This window comes from Cohaesibacter intestini, assembly GCF_003324485.1.
Classification (GTDB): Bacteria; Pseudomonadota; Alphaproteobacteria; order Rhizobiales; family Cohaesibacteraceae; genus Cohaesibacter; species Cohaesibacter intestini.
The window spans coordinates 69,240-87,258 of the sequence record NZ_QODK01000006.1 but is presented as its reverse complement, the minus strand read 5'-3'; the positions used below and the strand labels follow the sequence as shown (position 1 = coordinate 87,258).

Below are 18,019 nucleotides of genomic sequence, written 5' to 3'. Positions count from 1 at the left end.
ATGCTTGCACATCTGCCCCCCATGTCCCATGCGCTGGAAGTCAGCGTGGTCATTCCCTGCAAGAACGAGAAAGACAATCTGGCCTTTCTGATCGACGAAGTCGGCAGCGCTTTGGCCGGCAGGCCATTCGAGCTTATAATCGTTGACGATGGGTCGGATGACGGGACGGATCAGTTGCTGCAAGCTTATTCCATCGAACGCCCTTGGCTGCGCCATATCCGCCATGAGAAATCCTGCGGCCAGTCCAATGCGGTGCGAACCGGATTGCTCCATGCACAAGGGGAGTTCATCGCCACTCTTGATGGTGACGGTCAGAATGATCCGGCCTTCTTCCCACAAATGATTGACGCTCTGAAAGCTGGTGGTCCTGACCACGCACTTGCCGCTGGTCAGCGGATGAAGCGCACCGACGGCTTTGTCAAGAAATACGGCTCACGATTGGCAAACAGCATCCGTCAGTCTTTGCTCAAGGACAATACACGCGATTCCGGCTGTGGTCTCAAGGTGATCCGCCGTCAGGTCTTTCTCAATTTGCCCTTCTTCGAAGCCTGGCACCGGTTCCTGCCTGCCTTGGTCGTTCGTGAAGGACTGAAGGTCGTCCATATCGACGTGATTGACCGTGGTCGGTCCCATGGCACCTCAAAATATGGCATCTTTGATCGTCTCTGGGTCGGCATTCTCGATCTGCTCGGGGTCTACTGGCTGCGCAAGCGTCGCAAGAAAATTCCGGTGATCAAGGAAATTTCTTTGACTGATCAGAATGGACCCGAAACCTGATCATGCGTGAACCTGCAAATGCTCGCGGCGGCGGTCTGTACCAGACCTTGCGCCCCTATCTAAAAGGCCTGATCATGATCGGGTCTCTGGTCGCTATTGGTTACGGCCTCAAGGCGATCGGCATTGCGGATATGTTTGACGAGCATTGGGTCGATGCGCAAGTCAAGGGCAGGGGCGTTTCAGGATATCTGCTATTCGTCGCCATGGGTGGCCTATTGGCTGCGGTCGGCTTTCCACGTCAGGCTATTTCATTCATGGGCGGTTATGCCTTCGGCTTTCTGGGCGGCACTGCGCTCGCCGTATTGGCAACCAGTTGTGGCTGCATCCTTTCCTTCACCTATGCCCGCCTGATGGGGCGCGGCTTCGTTCAGCGCAATTTCGGCAAACGTGTCGCACGCTTTGAACAGGTGCTGACCGGCAGCCCCTTCGTCACCACGCTCTTGATCCGGTTTCTCCCGGTGGGCAGCAACCTTGTCACGAACCTCATCGCAGGGGTCACCCATGTGCGGGCCATCCCCTTTGTGCTTGGGTCTGCGGCCGGATATATTCCCCAGACCGCCATTTTTGCCTTGATGGGCAGTGGCGTGCAAGTGGATCAAACCGCACAGATCGGCGTAGGGGTCGTCTTGTTCGTGATTTCCGGTGCCTTGGGGGCCTATCTGTATCGTCACATCCAACTGGGCAAGCGACTGGAACAGACCAAAACGAGTGTCGAACCAGCGCTCGAAGATGATGAAATCATGAAGGACGTCATCTGACACGAGTCATGAGGACAAAAAAGGCAGCCACAGGCTGCCTTTAAGTGTTTTCAAGATCAATTCGCCTACTTGGCTGAGCTCAAGGCCGCGAAGCCACCTTCCAGATCCTCTTTCAGGTCTGACACATCTTCCAAACCAATATGCAGCCGGATCAACTGGCCGGGCTCATTCCATGTGGTTGCCGTGCGATAGTTCCGCGGATCAGCATGGATCACGAGGCTTTCAAAACCACCCCAACTATAGCCAAGACCAAACAGGTCCAGAGCATCGATGAAGGCGCAAGCCTGTTTCTTGCTGACATCTTTCAGCACCACGCCCATCAGGCCGCACGCGCCTGTAAAGTCCCGTTTCCAGATGGCATGACCGGGATCCGAGGGCAGAGGGGGATAGAGCACCCGATCCACCTCAGGCCGCGCTTCCAGCCATTGGGCCATCTCGAACGCACTTTCCTGATGCTGACGCAACCGGATGCCCATGGTACGAAGGCCGCGCAAGGCTAGATACACATCATCCGGCCCGACATGATAGCCCATCGCGCCATGAACATCATAAAGACGCCCCCAAGCCCGCTCGTTGGCCGAAATGGTGCCCAGCATTACGTCAGAATGGCCGACGATATATTTGGTGCCCGCCTGAATGGTGATGTCCACTCCATGGCCCATCGAATCAAAATAGAGCGGCGTACCCCATGTATTGTCGAGCAGAACCAGAATATCCCGATCCTTGCAGGCAGCAACGATGGCCGGAATATCCTGCATCTCGAATGTCTGCGACCCCGGCGCTTCGGTGAAGACCGCAGACGTGTTGTCCTTGAAGAGGGTTGCGATGTCCCCTCCGATCAGCGGGTCATAATATTGCACCGCGACGCCCATCGGTTCGAGAACAGTCTTGGCAAAGTTACGGGTTGGTTCATAAACGCTGTCAGTGATCAGCACATGATCACCTGCTTTACACGCAGAAAGCAGGGCCAGTGAACAGGCCGCAAGCCCTGAGGGCGCCAAAACGGATCCGTGCGCTCCCTCAAGGTCAGTCAGTGCATCGGTCAGCGCATTGGTGGTTGGGGTTCCCCGGCGGCCATAGGCAAATTTGGATTTGCCAGAATAGAGTTGCTCGGTCGAATCAAACACCACAGTTGAGGCGTGAATCACGGGTGGATTCACAAAACCATCCTGTTCTTTTGGCGAGCGTCCAGTGGTCACAAGACGGGTGGCAGTCTTCAGTGCCTTGGTGTTTTTTCCAGTATGATTTTTCATTGGTGACCTTTTGACTAGGTTTAAGCTCCACAGAGCGCGGCAGATTCATCGGAAATTGATCCCGCTCCGATTAAAATATTTCAAAAACCCGGTGTTAAGAAACATTTTTCATGCGAATCGACAAGTTTCGTGGATATCAGGTCACATTTCCTCTTGACCGAGATCAAATAATTTCCTTCGATAGCGGTGTCAATTGCACATCCTGCAATCGACCAAACAATGAAAGAACACGTGGCGGGATGCATCCAGTTCGGATTTTCCCTACAACATGTTCAAACTTGCAATCAAATCTTTCCTATCGGGCAACGAACATAGGCTGCAATATGAAAAAAGCTCTTCTCTCCGTACTTATGGGTTCTGCAATGGCTGTCGGCGCAACTGCTGCTGGCGCTGCCACTCTTGATGACGTAAAGGCCAAAGGCGCCGTACAGTGCGGTGTGAGCCAGGGTCTGCCAGGCTTCTCCAACCCTGATGATCAGGGCAACTGGACCGGCCTCGATGTCGATTTCTGCTACGCGGTTTCCGCTGCAATTTTTGGTGACGCTTCGGGCGCAAAATTCTCCCCACTGTCTGCTAAAGAGCGTTTCACCGCCCTGCAGTCTGGCGAGATCGACGTGCTGCCGCGTAACACCACCTGGACCATGACCCGTGACACCGCTCTGGGCCTGAACTTCGCTGGCGTCAACTATTATGACGGTCAGGGCTTCATGATCCGCAAATCTCTGGGCGTCTCTTCCGCTCTGGAACTGTCTGGCGCATCTGTCTGCACCAACACCGGTACCACCACCGAGCTGAACGTGACCGACTATTTCCGTTCCAATAACATGGAACTCGAACTCGTTCAGTTCGAAAAAGCTGACGAAGTTGTTCAGGCATACGATTCCGGTCGTTGCGACGTTTACACCACGGATGCTTCCGGCCTGTATGCACAGCGCCTGAAACTCACCAACGCTGCTGACCATGTCGTTCTGCCGGAAATCATTTCCAAAGAACCACTTGGCCCAGTTGTTCGTCAGGGTGACGACCAGTGGTTCAACATCAACAAATGGGTTCTGTTTGCAATGATCAACGCTGAAGAACTCGGCGTATCCCAGGCCAACGTTGATGAAATGAAAGAAAGCTCCAACCCTGCAATCCGTCGTCTGCTCGGCGTTGAAGGGTCCTTCGGTGAAAATCTCGGCCTCGGCAATGACTGGGCTTACAACGTGATCAAAGCCGTCGGTAACTATGGTGAAAGCTTCGACAAAAATGTCGGTCCGGACACTCCACTTGGCATTGCACGCGGCGTAAACGCTCTGTGGTCCAAAGGTGGTCTGATGTACGCACCGCCAATCCGTTAATCAATTGGATTACGCCCCGGCAGATACCACGAATCTGCCGGGGTAATTTTTTTGTTCGCGACAAAACAGCGTAAATACAATCATAACCCACATAAGTGGGAACGCTTGGCGTCGCGTCTCGATAGCCTGGTCAAAGCAATAACGAGCAACAAGACCAGTCACCAACGAGGCACAAATGGCTGCTAACTCTCATCAGGCTGGGGATGGTTCCTCGGCCAAGGGCTCGATATTTAACGATCCCAAGGTAAGGGGCTACATCTATCAGATCGTTCTTGTCGGCGGTTTGGTCTATTTGGTCTGGAATATTGTCCAGAACACCGCCCATAACCTTGAGAAACAGAATATCGCATCCGGTTTTGGCTTTCTGGACAATACGGCAGGTTTTCTGCCCAACCAGTCCCTGATTGACCTCTCCGCAACCTCAACCTATGCAGAAGCCCTGCTGGCGGGTTTGCTGAACACCTTGCTTATTGCAGTGATCGGCATCTTTTTCGCCACCATTGTCGGCTTCGTCATGGGTATTGCGCGACTATCAAATAACTGGGTCATCTCCAAGATGGCTACGGTCTATATCGAAATCGTCCGCAACATTCCGCTGCTGTTGCAGCTGTTTTTCTGGTACTTCGCTGTTCTACGGACCGTTCCGCATCCAAAGCAGTCGCTGGATTTTGGCGGGGGCTTCTTCCTCAATAACCGCGGCTTCTTTATGCCAAAACCAGAATTTGGCGAAGGATCGGCTCTGATCCTGTATGCTCTGATTGCTGCGGTTCTCGGCGTCATCATCATGTACCGATGGGCCAAAAAGCGGCAAATGGCAACGGGCCAGCGATTCCCGGTCTTCCTGACAGGCCTTGGTATGCTAATCGGTTTGCCTCTGGTTGCCTATTTCGTTGCCGGTATGCCGATCACCTATGATCTGCCAGCGCTTAAAGGCTTCAACTTTGCCGGTGGCATGAAGGTTATCCCCGAATTTGTAGGCCTGTTGCTCGCTCTGACAATCTATACCGGCGCCTTCATCGCCGAGATTGTCCGCGCAGGCATTTTGGCGGTCAGCCACGGGCAGACCGAAGCTTCCTATGCATTGGGTGTAAAGCCAAGCCATACGCTGCGATTGATCATCATCCCGCAAGCGATGCGCGTGATCATCCCGCCGCTGACGAGTCAATATTTGAACCTGACGAAAAACTCGTCCCTTGCGGTGGCGATTGCCTATCCAGACATTGTCTCGGTTGGTGGCACCGTGCTGAACCAGACAGGTCAGGCAATCGAGATCATTGGTATCTGGATGCTGGTCTATCTGTCCCTGTCCTTGATAACCTCCATGATAATGAACTGGTACAACCGGTCCATTGCCTTGGTCGAAAGATAGGAGAGATCGATGTCTGATATTCAAGCTGAGCAATCAGTCTCCTTTGTTCGCAAGGAAATGACGCCGGAAAAACCTGCGCCTTCCAGCATCAGAGGGCCCGTGCATTGGATGAAAGAAAGCCTCTTTTCCTCCGTGTCCAATACCTTGCTGACATTGTTGGGGGTATACCTGATCTATCTTTTGGTACCGCCGCTCATTCAGTTCGCTTTTGTTGACGCCGTCTGGGAGGGCACCAACCGCGAAGCCTGCGTTGACACGCATGGGGCCTGCTGGGCCTATGTGAAGGCCTATTTCCCGCAGTTCGTCTATGGTCGTTATCCGGTTGAGGAATACTGGCGGGTTAATATTGTTTTCCTCGTTGGTGCTCTGGGACTGGTCCCCGCGCTCATTCCAGCTTTGCCATTCAAGCGTGAAAACATTCTTTTCATGGTGCTGGTCTATCCAGTGATGACCTTCAAGCTGTTGACCGGGGTGTCCCTGTCTTTCGAGACCTGGATTGCCGAATTTGTGATTGCAGTTGCCATTCTGCTCGGCATCGGCGCGGTGACTGCCTACGCAACCAAAAGCCCGATCAAGCCGCTTATGATCATCATCGGCGTCATTGCACTGGGTTTTGCGGCCATTCTTGCCGTCATGTCGATCGATTTTGGTCTGATGCCGGTTGAAACCGCAAAATGGGGTGGCTTCCTTGTGACCCTTGTGATCGCCATCACTGGCATCGCGGCATCCTTGCCTTTGGGTATCGCCTTTGCGTTGGGACGTCGGTCAAAAATGCCCGCGGTTCGCCTCGTATCGGTGTTCTTCATCGAGTTCTGGCGTGGTGTCCCATTGATCACCGTGCTCTTCATGTCGTCGGTTGTTTTGCCGCTTTTCCTGCCGGAAGGCGTCACGTTTGACAAATTGTTGCGCGCTCTGATCGGTGTTGCTCTCTTTTCCGCAGCCTATATGGCCGAGGTTGTCCGTGGTGGCTTGCAAGCCATCCCAAAAGGGCAGTATGAAGGGGCTGACGCACTGGGTTTGACTTTCTGGCAATCAACCGGACTGATCATTATGCCGCAAGCGCTGAAACTGGTTATTCCAGGCATCGTGAACACCTTCATCGGCTTGTTCAAGGATACCACGCTTGTGCTGATCATCGGTCTGTTCGACCTGTTGGGGCAGGTGCAGCTATCCTTCACGGATCCCAACTGGTCAACGCCATCGACGTCTCATACGGGCTATTTGTTCGCAGCCTCGATCTTCTGGATCTTCTGCTTCAGCATGTCCCGTTACTCAATTTTCATGGAAAACCGGCTGCACACCGGTCATAAACGATAAGCTTTAGGAGCACACTATGACTGATAAAACAGTTGACGCCTCCGAAATCCACGCTGACCGCACAAAGATGCATATATCGGACAGCGAAGTTGCCATCGAAATCGAAGGCATGAACAAATGGTATGGTGACTTCCACGTCCTTCGTGACATCAATCTCAAGGTCATGCAGGGAGAGCGTATCGTTATCGCCGGCCCATCCGGTTCAGGCAAATCCACGATGATCCGCTGCATCAACCGCCTTGAAGAGCATCAGGAAGGCAAGATTGTCGTAGACGGCATTGAGCTGACCAACGACCTCAAGAAAATCGACGAAATTCGTCGTGAGGTTGGCATGGTGTTCCAGCATTTCAATCTGTTCCCGCATTTGACCATTCTTGAAAACCTGACTTTGGCCCCGATCTGGGTGCGCAAGATGCCCAAGAAGGAAGCCGAAGAGATTGCGATGCACTATCTTGAGCGCGTCAAGATCCCTGAGCAGGCCTTGAAATATCCCGGCCAGCTCTCCGGTGGTCAGCAGCAGCGTGTGGCGATTGCCCGCTCGCTGTGCATGAACCCACGCATCATGCTGTTTGATGAGCCAACCTCAGCGCTCGATCCGGAAATGATCAAGGAAGTGCTTGATGTGATGGTGGGTCTTGCCGAAGAAGGCATGACCATGCTTTGCGTGACCCACGAAATGGGCTTTGCCCGTCAGGTTGCCAACCGCGTGATCTTCATGGATGCAGGTCAGATTGTTGAACAGAACGAGCCGGAAGCCTTCTTCACCAATCCGCAGCATGAGCGCACGAAACTCTTCCTCAGCCAGATCCTGCACTAGGCAGAAATTGGGTTTGAACAATCTTGAGACCCGGTCCATTGGATCGGGTCTTTTCGATTGGAAACCAGAACGAGACGTGATGAGCTTTTGGCATGACAACAGAGACAGTCGACAAATTGATCCTCTTGATGCCGGAACAGGAAGCTGACTATTTTGCGCAGCGACTTGCTCATGTTCGACCAGAGCTGCAAACCAGCATTGCGTCGGACAAGGCGATGCTCGAAGCACTCTTTGCCAAGGCACCGACCTCGGTATCCCTATTTGGCTTTCTGACTGATGTCATCGTACCGGAAGCGATGCTGTCACAACTCGACCAAGCTCTCAATATTCACCCGGGACCGCCATGGATGCCCGGATATAGGCCCACAAAGACACTTTTGAAAACTGGGCAGAGGGCCTATGGCGTGACCCTGCACGCAATGGCTCGCGACGTGGATACCGGACCGATCATCGCGGTTCGGCGGTTTCAGGTGCCGCAAAGGGCGACACTAGAGCTGATCGAAACCATGGCCTATCAGCATAGCTTGCAACTGGCTCTCGACAATTTGGATCTAATCGCCGGGCACAAAAAGCCAATTTTTCACCCAACCGAACGCTGGGGAAAGCAATAGAGCGTGAAATGGCGCTAGGCTTCGGAGAGGATCGGACTGTCTTCCTTGGCTGCCCATTCTGTCCAGGACCCATCATAGAGCGACAGGTTCGTCGCGCCAATCGTGTCCAGCGCCAAAGTCAGCACAGCCGCAGTTGAGCCAGATCCGCAAGACGTGATGATCTTCTTGCTCAGATCGACACCCGCTTCATCAAAAATCTGCTTCAATACATCAACTGGTTTCAAGCATCCGTCTTCGTCCACCAAAGTGACAAAGGGCACATTTTTCGAGTTCGGCATGCCGCCCGATGATAAGTTTGGCCGTGGTTCAGGCGCAAGGCCACGCCAACGCTCTTCAGACCGTGCATCGACAATCTGCGCTTCCGGATCCTCTATTGCCTTGAGCATATCAGCATAATCTTTGACCGCGCCATGATCGAGCCGTGCTTGAAAGCGACCCGTGACCCGGTGCGTCGGCTGATCGGTGAGGGGGCGTCCCTCGCGCTTCCATTTCGGCAAACCGCCATCAAGCACATAGACGTCTGACACGCCCATGGTGCGGAATGTCCACCAGACGCGCGGGGCTGACCAGATTCCCTTGCTGTCATACACGACGATCTTCTGGCCAGTTGAAATGCCAAGGGCTTCCACCGAGGTTGCAAAATAGTCCGGCGTTGGCAGCATATGTGGCAAGTCGACACTCAAATCAGCGACAGCATCCATGTCGAAATAGATGGCGCCGGGAATATGCTCTGCTTTGTGTTCGGCGATTGGATCTCTGTCTTCAATGGGCAGAAACCAGGACGCATCCACGACAACGAGGTCCGGGCTATCGAGATGGCCTTCGAGCCAGTCCGTGCTAACCAGCCATTTTGTTCTTTCACCCATTGGAACCTCCCAAACATCTGCCGCATCGGCATACCGAAAATCAAACCAACCCTAGCCAACGAGGTCGACCGCGAAAAGAGCCAAGCCCATTCATGCACCAAAAATGTATGTCAGCAAGGAAGTCTGGCGCGAAAAAGCCGGATACAAAAAAAGGCCGGGACTGCCCGACCTTTTCATTTCATTCAAACCACAGCGGCAATCATTCACCCGCCAGCTGTTCCCAGCAATCCATTGCCTTGGCCGCATACATCAGGGAAGGGCCTCCGCCCATATAGATCGCGGTGCCAAGGGCTTCCTCGAACTCGGCCTTTGTGCAGCCCAGCTTTAACAAGGCGCGGGTATGGAAGGCGATGCACGGCTCGCACCGCTGACCAATGGCGATTCCAAGCGCGATGAATTCCTTGGTTTTGGAATCAAGCGCGCCGGGCTTGTCAGCCCCGGCTGACATGGCGGAAAAGCCAGCCATGGTGTCCGGAATATCCTTGCGCAAGGTTCCGATTTGTTTGGACACATCAGTCATCAGCTTTTTATAGTCAGTCGCCATGGGAATCCTCATTTAGTCAGCGTCTTTCGAGCCAGATGCCCACAAGGAGCATCGAACAAATGACAGCAGGGTTGTATCTCGCCAGATAATCATGCCCGAACAGGCACCCGGGAGCAGATCCTGTCGTATCTGCATGATCGTCTTACGCCTCTGCCAACCGTATTTCAATTATCGTGAAAATATAGGCAGTGCATAACCATTACTCTGGCTGTTTATGGCAGCAGAGTGCCACAAACCCACCCGCTGCCAATGAACTTATTTGTCGCAAGTCTCGGTTTCCACAAAAGGTATGAAAAAAGGGCGCCGCAAGGCACCCTTTTCATGGTCACATTGTTAATCTTCATCAGGCCTCGGCCACCAGTGGCGGCTTGACGCGGCTCTCTAGGGTCAACCATTGCGGCACAGGCAGGCCCTTGGAGGCCAGAAAATCGGGATTGTAGAGCTTGGACTGATACCGCGTGCCATAGTCGCACAGAATGGTTACGATCACATGGCCCGGCCCCAATGCTTTTGCCAACTCGACTGCACCGGCAATGTTGATTGCTGATGAGCCACCAAGGCACAGGCCTTCATGTTCGAGAAGATCAAACACATAGGGAAGGGCGTCCTTGTCGGCGATCTGGAAGGGATGATCCACGCTCAGGCCTTCCAGATTGGCCGTGATCCGGCCCTGACCGATGCCTTCTGAAATCGAAGATCCTTCAGATTTCAACTCACCATGCTTGTAATAATTGTAGAGTGCGGCGCCATGCGGGTCGGCCAGACCGATCTTGATATCCGGGTTGTGGGCCCGCAGACCCTGAGCGGTTCCAGCCAGCGTACCGCCAGTCCCGACAGCGCAGATGAAACCGTCGATTTTGCCATCCGTTTGGTGCCAGATTTCCTGCGAAGTGGTCTCGATATGAGCCTGACGGTTGGCCACATTGTCAAACTGGTTGGCCCATATGGCTCCATTTGGTTCACTCTCATTGAGTTGTTCAGCGAGACGCTGGGACACCTTGACGTAATTGTTGGGATTGCGATACGGCACGGCTGGCACTTCCACCAACTCCGCACCAGCAAGGCGCAGCATGTCTTTTTTCTCCTGAGACTGGGTCTCAGGAATGACAATCACCGTGCGATAGCCAAGAGCATTGGCGAGCAGCGCAAGCCCGATCCCCGTATTGCCGGCGGTGCCTTCGACAATTGTGCCACCGGGGCGCAAGCTGCCATCAGCAACAGCTTGTCTGATAATATAGAGGGCGGCACGATCCTTGACGGACTGCCCCGGATTGAGGAACTCCGCCTTGCCAAGGATTTCACAGCCCGTCGCCTCACTCGCCGCATTCAAGCGAATAAGGGGGGTGTTGCCAATTGCATTGGTCACATCTGCACGGATTTCCATGGGGTCGCTATCCTGTTCTGGTCTGATTTCATGGATGGAATGTAGGAAAACCGCGCTTTGGAAACAAGCCAGTCCCAATGCGTGAGGCAATACAAAAACCGCGATTTTTCGTACATGACACCATCTGCGGTGGCTCGGTCTCTTACGATCCAGCTTCAGGGCAAATTTTGTCATGCCGCCCGGCTTGCGAAAAAGACTTTTTCATGCACAACGGATCGGGACCTGCATCGGGAGCAGCCGATCAGAATGAACCCAACTGCAAGCAACTGTGATTGGACAAGGAGCGATTGCATCTGACTATGATGTCAAACAATGGTTATTGATGTTGCGCCCCATAGATGCCATGGTTGCATCAGTGGATTAGCGCTTCAAAAACACTTGGCAACCAACAGGTTGAAGACGGGGAAGCATGGAAAAGAGCCTTTTTCAATTTGTCTGGCGCTACAGTAGGACACAGCAGATCATCCTGTTTCTGATTACGCTGCTTTCCTTTCCTATCCTTTACTACACGCTTGAGCTTCCCAAGCTGATCGTCAATGACGCAATTTCAGGAAAGAATTTCCCGCGATCTCTTTTGGGAGCCGAATGGGGGCAGATCGACTATCTGCTGCTCCTGTGCTTCTCCTTCCTTGGCCTCGTAGTGATCAACAATGCAGTCAAATATGTGTTGAATGTCTATCGCGGGCTGGTGGGTGAACGGATGCTGCGCCGCTTGCGCTATGATTTATATAAACGCGTCCTGCTGTTCCGTTTGCCTCGTTTTCGCAAGATGAGTTCCGGTGAAATCATCCCGATGATCACCTCGGAAGTAGAGCCACTGGGCGGGTTTATCGGCGATGCAGTGGCGTTGCCCGCCTTTCAGGGCGGTCAGCTCCTGGTCTATCTGGTCTTCATCTTCGTGCAGGACCCGCTGCTGGGCGTCGCAGCGATCACTTTCTATCCCGTTCAGGGCTATATCATCCCCAAACTGCAAAAGCGGGTGAATATGCTCAATAAGGAGCGTGTCCGCAATGTCCGGCGTATTTCCGACCGGATCGGGGAAAGTGTGCAGGGCATCACAGAAATTCATGCCAACGACACCGCCCAATGGCATCTGGCAGAATTGACCGACCGGCTACACGCCAATTTCACCATCCGGTTTGCGGTTTTCCGCCGCAAATTCATGATCAAGTTCATCAATAACTTCATCAACCAGTTGACCCCCTTCTTCTTCTACTCGATCGGCGGATATCTGGTGATCAAGGGCGACGTCAGTTTTGGGGCATTGGTTGCGGTTTTGGCTGCCTACAAGGACTTGGCGGGTCCATGGAAGGAGCTGCTCGGCTATTACCAGAATCAAGCCGATGTACGCATCAAATATGAGGCCATTGTCGAGAATTTCGATATACCCGATCTGTATCCAGACACTCGTATCTCTACGGAACCGACTGAAGATCTGCTCTCTGCAATGGCAGGTCAAATGAAACTCGATCATGTCACCTATGTGGGAGATTCTGCCGGGCAGGAGCTGTCCGCCATCACCTTGTCGATAGACCCCGGCGAGACGGTTGCCTTGGTGGGAGGAGATGGGAGTGGCCGCACCGAACTGGCCGCCATGCTAGCAGGTTTGCTGTCGCCCAAATCGGGTCGCCTGACGGTAGGAGGCAAGAATCTTGAAGAAATGCCGGAAAGCGTCATCGGACAGAAGGTTGCCTATATCGGCCCATCGCCGCAGATCTTTTCTGGCACCATTCGATCCAATCTGCGTTACAGCATTCGCAACCGGCCAATTTCCACCCCCGAAGCGCTTGATGATCTGGCCGATCGCATGCGGGAAGCCGAACTGACCGGCAATACACCCTATGTTATTGAAGCCATTTGGGAAAATTATCAAGCGGCAGGCGTTGCGACACCCGAAGAACTCGACACCCGCGCTGTCGAATTGTTGAATCATGTGGGACTTGGAGATGACATTTACCAGATGGGACTGCGCTCTCGCTTTCCTGAAAATCTGGATGAAAAGACCCAGAATGCCATTCTGATGGCGCGTAACAAGTTGTTCGATGATGTTCAGGCAAACCGCAACCTGTCCTCCAAAATCGCCTTCTGGATCAGGGATGCGTTCAACCCCACTGCAACGCTCGCTGAAAATCTGCTTTTTGCCACCTCCGCCGATCGTCATACCGAGGTCGGCATGCTGTCGGAAAATGACCATGTGCGGGCCTTCCTCAACCAAAGCGGTTGCCGCAAGCTGTTTGTCGAAATCGGCATAGCCGTGGCCGATGCGATTATCGAACTCTTCTCTGACATAGACGGAGACAGCGCTATCCTCGAGTCCCTCGACCTGATGACTGCGACAGAGTTGGTTGAATATCGCAATCTTGTTGCAAAGGCACACAGTCAGGGAGCAGAAGCGCTTGAACGCTGGGAGACCCGCCGTTTCATCGCGCTGGCCTTTCGCCTCAGTCCCGCTCGCCACCGTTTGGGAGTGCTGTCAGACGAACGCGCCGCACAAATCGTCTCCCTTCGAGAAGCCTTTCGGCGAAGCCTGTCTGAAGAGGATCGCAAGGATTTCGCCTTTTTTGATCGCGATGCAGTCCATCCCTATTTCTCCATTTCGGAAAATTTGGTCTTCGGCCTGCCTCGTGCGGATCGCCGGGGCAGCCAGGAGGCCGTCGCAAGGCTGGTCTCTGACATCAGCGAAGAGGTGGGCCTCACGGCCTATATCATGCAGGCGGGGCTCGACTTCGATGTCGGCGTGATGGGCAGCGTTCTATCCGTCGGGCAAAGACGCAAAATTGCACTGGTTCGTGCCTTGCTCAAACAACCAACAATCCTCATCGCTGACGATTTGCTGCAAGGCACATCCGAAGATCAGGTAACCCACGCTTTGGTGGAACAAGCGATGGCCAATAAGACCGTCATCTGGGGCGTCAATCGTCCCGACTTGGCACCCAATTGTGATAAACTCCACATCATGCAATCAGGCCGGATCGTCCAGTCCGGCGCACCACAAGACATTCTGGAGACTGTCTGATGCCAGTGATCCGCGACCGACAACAACAACAGGACACCTGCCTTCATCACCGGAGGAAACACTCATGGGCTTGAATACTGAGGTCGAAACGCTCAAGAAAGTGCCCCTCTTTAAGGGCATCGAAGCGGCCAAGCTCAAGCTGTTGGCCTTCATCAGTGATCGATTGTTTTTCACTCAAGGAGAGCATCTGTGTGATCAGGGTGAAACAGGCGATGCCGCTTACATCATACTGGATGGCACAGCCGATGTTCTGGTTGATACGCCCGATGGTCCGGTCAAGGTTGCCGATTTCACCGTCAATGACATTGTGGGTGAAATCGCTATTCTTTGCGATGTACCCCGCACAGCAACCATTGTAGCGGCGACGGATCTGGAAGCATTGGCAATTTCTAAAGACAACTTCCTTAAACTGTTGCGAGAATTTCCAGATGTTTCATTGGAAGTGATGCGGGAATTGGGTCAGCGCCTGGACCGGATGAACAAGGAACTGACCTTGCTGAAGTCGTGAACCGGCGCATGGCACCAAAGCCGTAACAGGAGACAACATTGAGTGAAGTGGTAAAGGTACGGTTTTGGGGCGTTAGAGGGTCAATACCCTGTTGCACACCGGAAACGAGCCGCTATGGCGGCGACACAGCCTGCATTGAGATTTCCTGCGGCGATGATGTCATCGTGATTGATGGCGGCTCTGGCATCCGGCATCTCGGGCTTGATCTCATCGCCCGCGGCACAGAGCAACTGGATCTGTTTGTCACGCATTATCATTTTGATCATCTGTGCGGCATGCCTTTCTTTTGCTCGGCCTACAATCCCAATGTGAAGGTGAGGGCCCATGGTCCGATCCTCGACAATGGCGTGACCTTGCATGATTCCTTGTCAAAACTGATGGAACCGCCGCTTTTTCCGGTGACCACCACACTTCTGACATGCACCACCTTCAGTGAATTCACCATCGGCGAGACCATGGAACTCGATAACGGTGCCAAAATCCAAACAATCCGGCTGAACCATCCAGGTGGGGCCTGTGGTTATCGGATCGAATGGAAAGGGCGTGTCATCGCCATCGTCACCGATTTTGAGCATGAAGCAGGTGGTCTTGGTGAAGATATCAAAGCCTTTGTCAGTGGTGCCGACCTGATGGTTTTTGATGCGATGTATACAGCAGAGGACTATCCCAAATATGTTGGCTGGGGTCACTCCACCGATGATGTGTGTCTGCAACTGGCGAAAGAGACATCGGTCAAGCAATCCATTCTGTTTCATCACGCACCTTACCGAACGGATGAAGCACTCGATCAGATACAGGCCCATGTCAACGCCTCGTCAAATAGAGTCACCGTCGGTCGGCAAGGCATGGTGATTGAGTTGCCAGCCAATTTGCCAGACAATCAAACGCCGGATTAAACACGCTATGCAGATTGTGTCGCAGCGCCCATATCAATTTTGATTGCCAACATCATGACTTTGCCAAAGATCTTCCGGACAATCATCAATATGGGCCACAATCGGCCCGATGAGCATGTCCCCCGGCGTGTGCTTAGAGAAATCCAGACACAAGAAGAAGCCGCCGAAATCCTGATCGGCTGGGTTCAGTTGTTGGTTATCTGCCTGTTCGGCACACTCTATCTCATCGCACCACGGGCGGAAGGCGGCAATCTGGGGCATAATTTCGTGCCCATGGCCCTGGTCGGCTATCTGCTGTTCACCCTCGCCAAGCTCTTTCTGGCCCACCGCCAATTGCTACCCAACTGGCTGATCATTCTGTCGATTTTGATTGATGTTTCGATGTTGCTGGGGATCATTTTCAGCTACCATATCCAGTATCTCCAGCATCCTTCATTTTATCTGAAATCGCCGACCTTCCTATATTTATTCCTCTTCATCGCTCTGCGGTCCTTGCGGTTCGACGCCCGCTATGTGCTTTTCACGGGTGCTGTCGCGGTTGTCGGTTGGATAGGAATGCTGGGCTATGCGCTTTTTTCCGACATGGACGGTATGCTGATCACGAGGAACTATGTCACCTACATCACCAGTGACTCGATTCTGATTGGAGCAGAACTGGACAAGATATTTGTCATCATCGCCGTGACCATCATTTTGACATTGATGTTGCTAAGAGGTCGCAGTCTGCTTTTTACGGCGGTCAAGGAACAGACAGCAACGCAACAATTACAGCGCTTCTTCTCCGATGATGTTGCACGTTCAATTACCGATTCTGACGAGGTGATGCAGGCCGGTGAGGGGGAGTTACGCGATGCGGCGATCATGCTGGTTGACGTACGGGGCTTCACCCGAATTTCCGCAGATCTGGCGCCCGAACTAACCATCCAGATCCTTGCAGACTATCAATCCATAGTCGTCCCGTTGATCGAGAAGGCGGGTGGTTCGGTCGACAAATTTCTGGGCGACGGCATATTGGCCACTTTTGGCGCGGTCACTGTCATCGAGAATCCCGCAGCCCGAGCTTTGGAGGCCGCAGAATCAATCATCCTGACCATGGCTGAAAAGTCCCATGCCTTTACAGAACTGGGGTGGCCGGAGCCCTTCAGGATAGGTGTCGCAGTGGATTTTGGTCGCGTGATGGTTGGCGTTATTGGGGTGCATGATCGCCTTGAATTCACGGTGATTGGCGATGCGGTCAACCGGACTGCCAAATTGGAAGATGCCAACAAGGCGCAACAATCATGCCTTGTCACGTCCAAAACCTGTTTCGAGCGAGCAGTCGAAGATGGTTTCACACCGGGATCCCGAACCGATCACCGCATAGGCGTGCCGGTTGCAGGATTGCCTGACCCGATCGATATTGTCGTCTGGCCGGAGCCCGAGAGACGAGCTTAACGGGGCCCGTCAGTTGGCCATGCTGGCTGCAGGATCGAATATGCGCTGCCAGAGGAAACCAAACAGGCGACTGTCGAGATGTCCACGCACATGCTCTGTCGGCATCAAGGCCACCGGATCCTCAGCGGCGTCTGGCCGTGCTGCCAATGCGAAGTTGAACCCGAAATGCGGCGGATAGCCCATCCGCATGTCGGCAATATAGATGCGCCCATCCGTCTCGGCCAAGCGATAAAAACCATGAGAAAAAGCCACGACCTGTTGCGCTTTTGAACCATTTGTCAGTAAGGCGATCAGATCAGAACGTCGCTCTTGCGTTCTCAGTTCGATTGGCTTGTCCGCATCTTCCAGCAACGACCGCAAACCATAATGAACCTTGTCACCTTCGCGCACCATTACATACCAAAGCACCGAATTGCCAAAAGTTGGCGTGACATAGACATCATCAATTTTCGTTCCCGCGGCGGCCATCTGCGCTCTGAGCTTTTGCTCTACCTGATATTGCGCGATCAATCCCCAGCCAAGATAAAGGGTGGAGAAGAGCAGGGCCACAATTGTGACGGATCCAGCACGTGTTGCCCGGCCATCTGGCCGCACACGACCTCGCACCAAGATCCAGATGGTCGCAAACAACAAGGGCAGAGTATAAACCGGATCAATGATCGATATCGACGCAACCCCGACCGGTGCCTGAGGCAGTGTCGGAATGATTTCCTTGAGACCCCAGAAAATTTGCGTGCCGTAACTCGTCAACGCATCGAGCATGATGTGAGTGAACAGGATCAGCCACGCCATACATATCATGCGCATTGGTGCAGCACGCGCTGTCTTATGCAGGCGACTGATCATCAACCCAAGGGGAAAGGCTGCCAGACCCGTCAGGATCAAGGAATGCGACCAGGAGCGATGCATGACGAAACTGTCGATCGGGTCCACATAGCGCACCAGCACATCCAGATCGGGCAGGGTGCCCAAACCAATCCCCCACAAGGCAGCCTTGCGCCCCAAATGGCGACCACCCACTGCGTAGCCGACTGTTGCGCCCAATACCGCCTGCGTCAAGGAATCCATATACTGCTCCAACCTGCCTGACAAATGACCTGTGTCTTGCTCATCAAGTCTTGGCAGCATG

The 18,019-nt window shown here is 53.4% G+C and carries 16 protein-coding genes; 11 read left to right on the top strand and 5 right to left on the bottom strand.

Annotated features, from left to right (window positions below):
* Together DSD30_RS18395 and DSD30_RS18390 are read left to right on the top strand one after the other, a co-directional pair.
* A complete protein-coding gene (locus tag DSD30_RS18395; RefSeq protein WP_245418535.1) occupies positions 1 to 777 on the top strand; it encodes a glycosyltransferase family 2 protein in 777 nt (258 codons plus the stop codon).
* A gap of 2 nt (positions 778 to 779) precedes the next feature.
* A complete protein-coding gene (locus DSD30_RS18390) occupies positions 780 to 1,535 on the top strand; it encodes a TVP38/TMEM64 family protein (protein ID WP_114011212.1) in 756 nt (251 codons plus the stop codon).
* 65 nt (positions 1,536 to 1,600) lie between these two features.
* Here the strand turns inward: DSD30_RS18390 and metC are convergent, their stop codons facing one another.
* Entirely contained in the window at positions 1,601 to 2,788 is a 1,188-nt protein-coding gene (gene metC, locus DSD30_RS18385) for a cystathionine beta-lyase (protein ID WP_114011211.1), read from the bottom strand.
* A gap of 323 nt (positions 2,789 to 3,111) precedes the next feature.
* On the opposite strand from metC, the gene DSD30_RS18380 reads away from it, so the two are divergent.
* From DSD30_RS18380 to DSD30_RS18360, 5 genes are all read left to right on the top strand, one after another.
* Complete coding sequence (locus DSD30_RS18380; protein WP_114011210.1) at positions 3,112 to 4,128, top strand: amino acid ABC transporter substrate-binding protein; 1,017 nt, start codon at positions 3,112 to 3,114, stop codon at positions 4,126 to 4,128.
* 175 nt (positions 4,129 to 4,303) lie between these two features.
* Positions 4,304 to 5,497 (top strand): amino acid ABC transporter permease, encoded by a 1,194-nt coding sequence (locus tag DSD30_RS18375; protein WP_114011209.1) that lies wholly within the window; start codon positions 4,304 to 4,306, stop codon positions 5,495 to 5,497.
* 9 nt (positions 5,498 to 5,506) lie between these two features.
* On the top strand, positions 5,507 to 6,814 hold the full coding sequence (locus DSD30_RS18370; protein WP_114011208.1) for an amino acid ABC transporter permease: 1,308 nt from the start codon (positions 5,507 to 5,509) through the stop codon (positions 6,812 to 6,814).
* A 67-nt stretch (positions 6,815 to 6,881) separates the two neighbouring features.
* Positions 6,882 to 7,631: an amino acid ABC transporter ATP-binding protein gene (locus DSD30_RS18365; protein WP_171021979.1), complete on the top strand. Its 750-nt coding sequence runs from the start codon at positions 6,882 to 6,884 to the stop codon at positions 7,629 to 7,631.
* A 92-nt stretch (positions 7,632 to 7,723) separates the two neighbouring features.
* Positions 7,724 to 8,242, top strand: a complete 519-nt coding sequence (locus DSD30_RS18360) for a formyltransferase family protein (RefSeq protein ID WP_114011206.1) — start codon at positions 7,724 to 7,726, stop codon at positions 8,240 to 8,242.
* Positions 8,243 to 8,256: 14 nt separating this feature from the next.
* Here the strand turns inward: DSD30_RS18360 and sseA are convergent, their stop codons facing one another.
* The 3 genes from sseA to DSD30_RS18345 form a co-directional block, all read right to left on the bottom strand.
* Complete coding sequence (sseA, locus tag DSD30_RS18355; protein WP_114011205.1) at positions 8,257 to 9,108, bottom strand: 3-mercaptopyruvate sulfurtransferase; 852 nt, start codon at positions 9,106 to 9,108, stop codon at positions 8,257 to 8,259.
* A gap of 199 nt (positions 9,109 to 9,307) precedes the next feature.
* Positions 9,308 to 9,652 carry a carboxymuconolactone decarboxylase family protein gene (locus tag DSD30_RS18350; RefSeq protein ID WP_114011204.1) on the bottom strand — a complete coding sequence of 115 codons (345 nt, stop codon included), beginning with the start codon at positions 9,650 to 9,652 and terminating at the stop codon, positions 9,308 to 9,310.
* Between the two features lie 343 nt (positions 9,653 to 9,995).
* Complete coding sequence (locus DSD30_RS18345) at positions 9,996 to 11,036, bottom strand: cysteine synthase A (RefSeq protein WP_114011203.1); 1,041 nt, start codon at positions 11,034 to 11,036, stop codon at positions 9,996 to 9,998.
* A gap of 409 nt (positions 11,037 to 11,445) precedes the next feature.
* On the opposite strand from DSD30_RS18345, the gene DSD30_RS18340 reads away from it, so the two are divergent.
* The 4 genes from DSD30_RS18340 (at position 11,446) to DSD30_RS18325 (ending at position 16,890) form a co-directional block, all read left to right on the top strand.
* Complete coding sequence (locus DSD30_RS18340; RefSeq protein WP_114011202.1) at positions 11,446 to 14,052, top strand: ABC transporter ATP-binding protein/permease; 2,607 nt, start codon at positions 11,446 to 11,448, stop codon at positions 14,050 to 14,052.
* A gap of 64 nt (positions 14,053 to 14,116) precedes the next feature.
* Positions 14,117 to 14,560, top strand: a complete 444-nt coding sequence (locus tag DSD30_RS18335; RefSeq protein ID WP_114011201.1) for a Crp/Fnr family transcriptional regulator — start codon at positions 14,117 to 14,119, stop codon at positions 14,558 to 14,560.
* A 47-nt stretch (positions 14,561 to 14,607) separates the two neighbouring features.
* Positions 14,608 to 15,456 (top strand): MBL fold metallo-hydrolase, encoded by an 849-nt coding sequence (locus DSD30_RS18330; protein WP_245418544.1) that lies wholly within the window; start codon positions 14,608 to 14,610, stop codon positions 15,454 to 15,456.
* A gap of 54 nt (positions 15,457 to 15,510) precedes the next feature.
* Positions 15,511 to 16,890, top strand: coding sequence for an adenylate/guanylate cyclase domain-containing protein (locus DSD30_RS18325; protein ID WP_198663041.1), 1,380 nt, complete (start codon positions 15,511 to 15,513; stop codon positions 16,888 to 16,890).
* 9 nt (positions 16,891 to 16,899) lie between these two features.
* On the opposite strand, the gene DSD30_RS18320 is transcribed toward DSD30_RS18325, so the two are convergent.
* Positions 16,900 to 17,958: a metal-dependent hydrolase gene (locus DSD30_RS18320; protein ID WP_157967768.1), complete on the bottom strand. Its 1,059-nt coding sequence runs from the start codon at positions 17,956 to 17,958 to the stop codon at positions 16,900 to 16,902.
* Between the last annotated feature and the right edge of the window lie 61 nt (positions 17,959 to 18,019).

Bases quoted from the DNA above. Each gene is read 5' to 3' on its own strand.
- DSD30_RS18345 (WP_114011203.1), bottom strand. From the start codon at position 11,036: ATGGAAATCCGTGCAGATGTGACCAATGCAATTGGCAACACCCCCCTT.
- DSD30_RS18340 (WP_114011202.1), top strand. From the start codon at position 11,446: ATGGAAAAGAGCCTTTTTCAATTTGTCTGGCGCTACAGTAGGACACAG.
- DSD30_RS18335 (WP_114011201.1), top strand. From the start codon at position 14,117: ATGGGCTTGAATACTGAGGTCGAAACGCTCAAGAAAGTGCCCCTCTTT.
- DSD30_RS18375 (WP_114011209.1), top strand. From the start codon at position 4,304: ATGGCTGCTAACTCTCATCAGGCTGGGGATGGTTCCTCGGCCAAGGGC.
- DSD30_RS18365 (WP_171021979.1), top strand. From the start codon at position 6,882: ATGCATATATCGGACAGCGAAGTTGCCATCGAAATCGAAGGCATGAAC.
- DSD30_RS18390 (WP_114011212.1), top strand. From the start codon at position 780: ATGCGTGAACCTGCAAATGCTCGCGGCGGCGGTCTGTACCAGACCTTG.
- DSD30_RS18350 (WP_114011204.1), bottom strand. From the start codon at position 9,652: ATGGCGACTGACTATAAAAAGCTGATGACTGATGTGTCCAAACAAATC.
- metC (WP_114011211.1), bottom strand. From the start codon at position 2,788: ATGAAAAATCATACTGGAAAAAACACCAAGGCACTGAAGACTGCCACC.
- DSD30_RS18325 (WP_198663041.1), top strand. From the start codon at position 15,511: ATGACTTTGCCAAAGATCTTCCGGACAATCATCAATATGGGCCACAAT.
- DSD30_RS18380 (WP_114011210.1), top strand. From the start codon at position 3,112: ATGAAAAAAGCTCTTCTCTCCGTACTTATGGGTTCTGCAATGGCTGTC.
- DSD30_RS18370 (WP_114011208.1), top strand. From the start codon at position 5,507: ATGTCTGATATTCAAGCTGAGCAATCAGTCTCCTTTGTTCGCAAGGAA.
- DSD30_RS18360 (WP_114011206.1), top strand. From the start codon at position 7,724: ATGACAACAGAGACAGTCGACAAATTGATCCTCTTGATGCCGGAACAG.
- DSD30_RS18320 (WP_157967768.1), bottom strand. From the start codon at position 17,958: ATGGATTCCTTGACGCAGGCGGTATTGGGCGCAACAGTCGGCTACGCA.
- DSD30_RS18395 (WP_245418535.1), top strand. From the start codon at position 1: ATGCTTGCACATCTGCCCCCCATGTCCCATGCGCTGGAAGTCAGCGTG.
- sseA (WP_114011205.1), bottom strand. From the start codon at position 9,108: ATGGGTGAAAGAACAAAATGGCTGGTTAGCACGGACTGGCTCGAAGGC.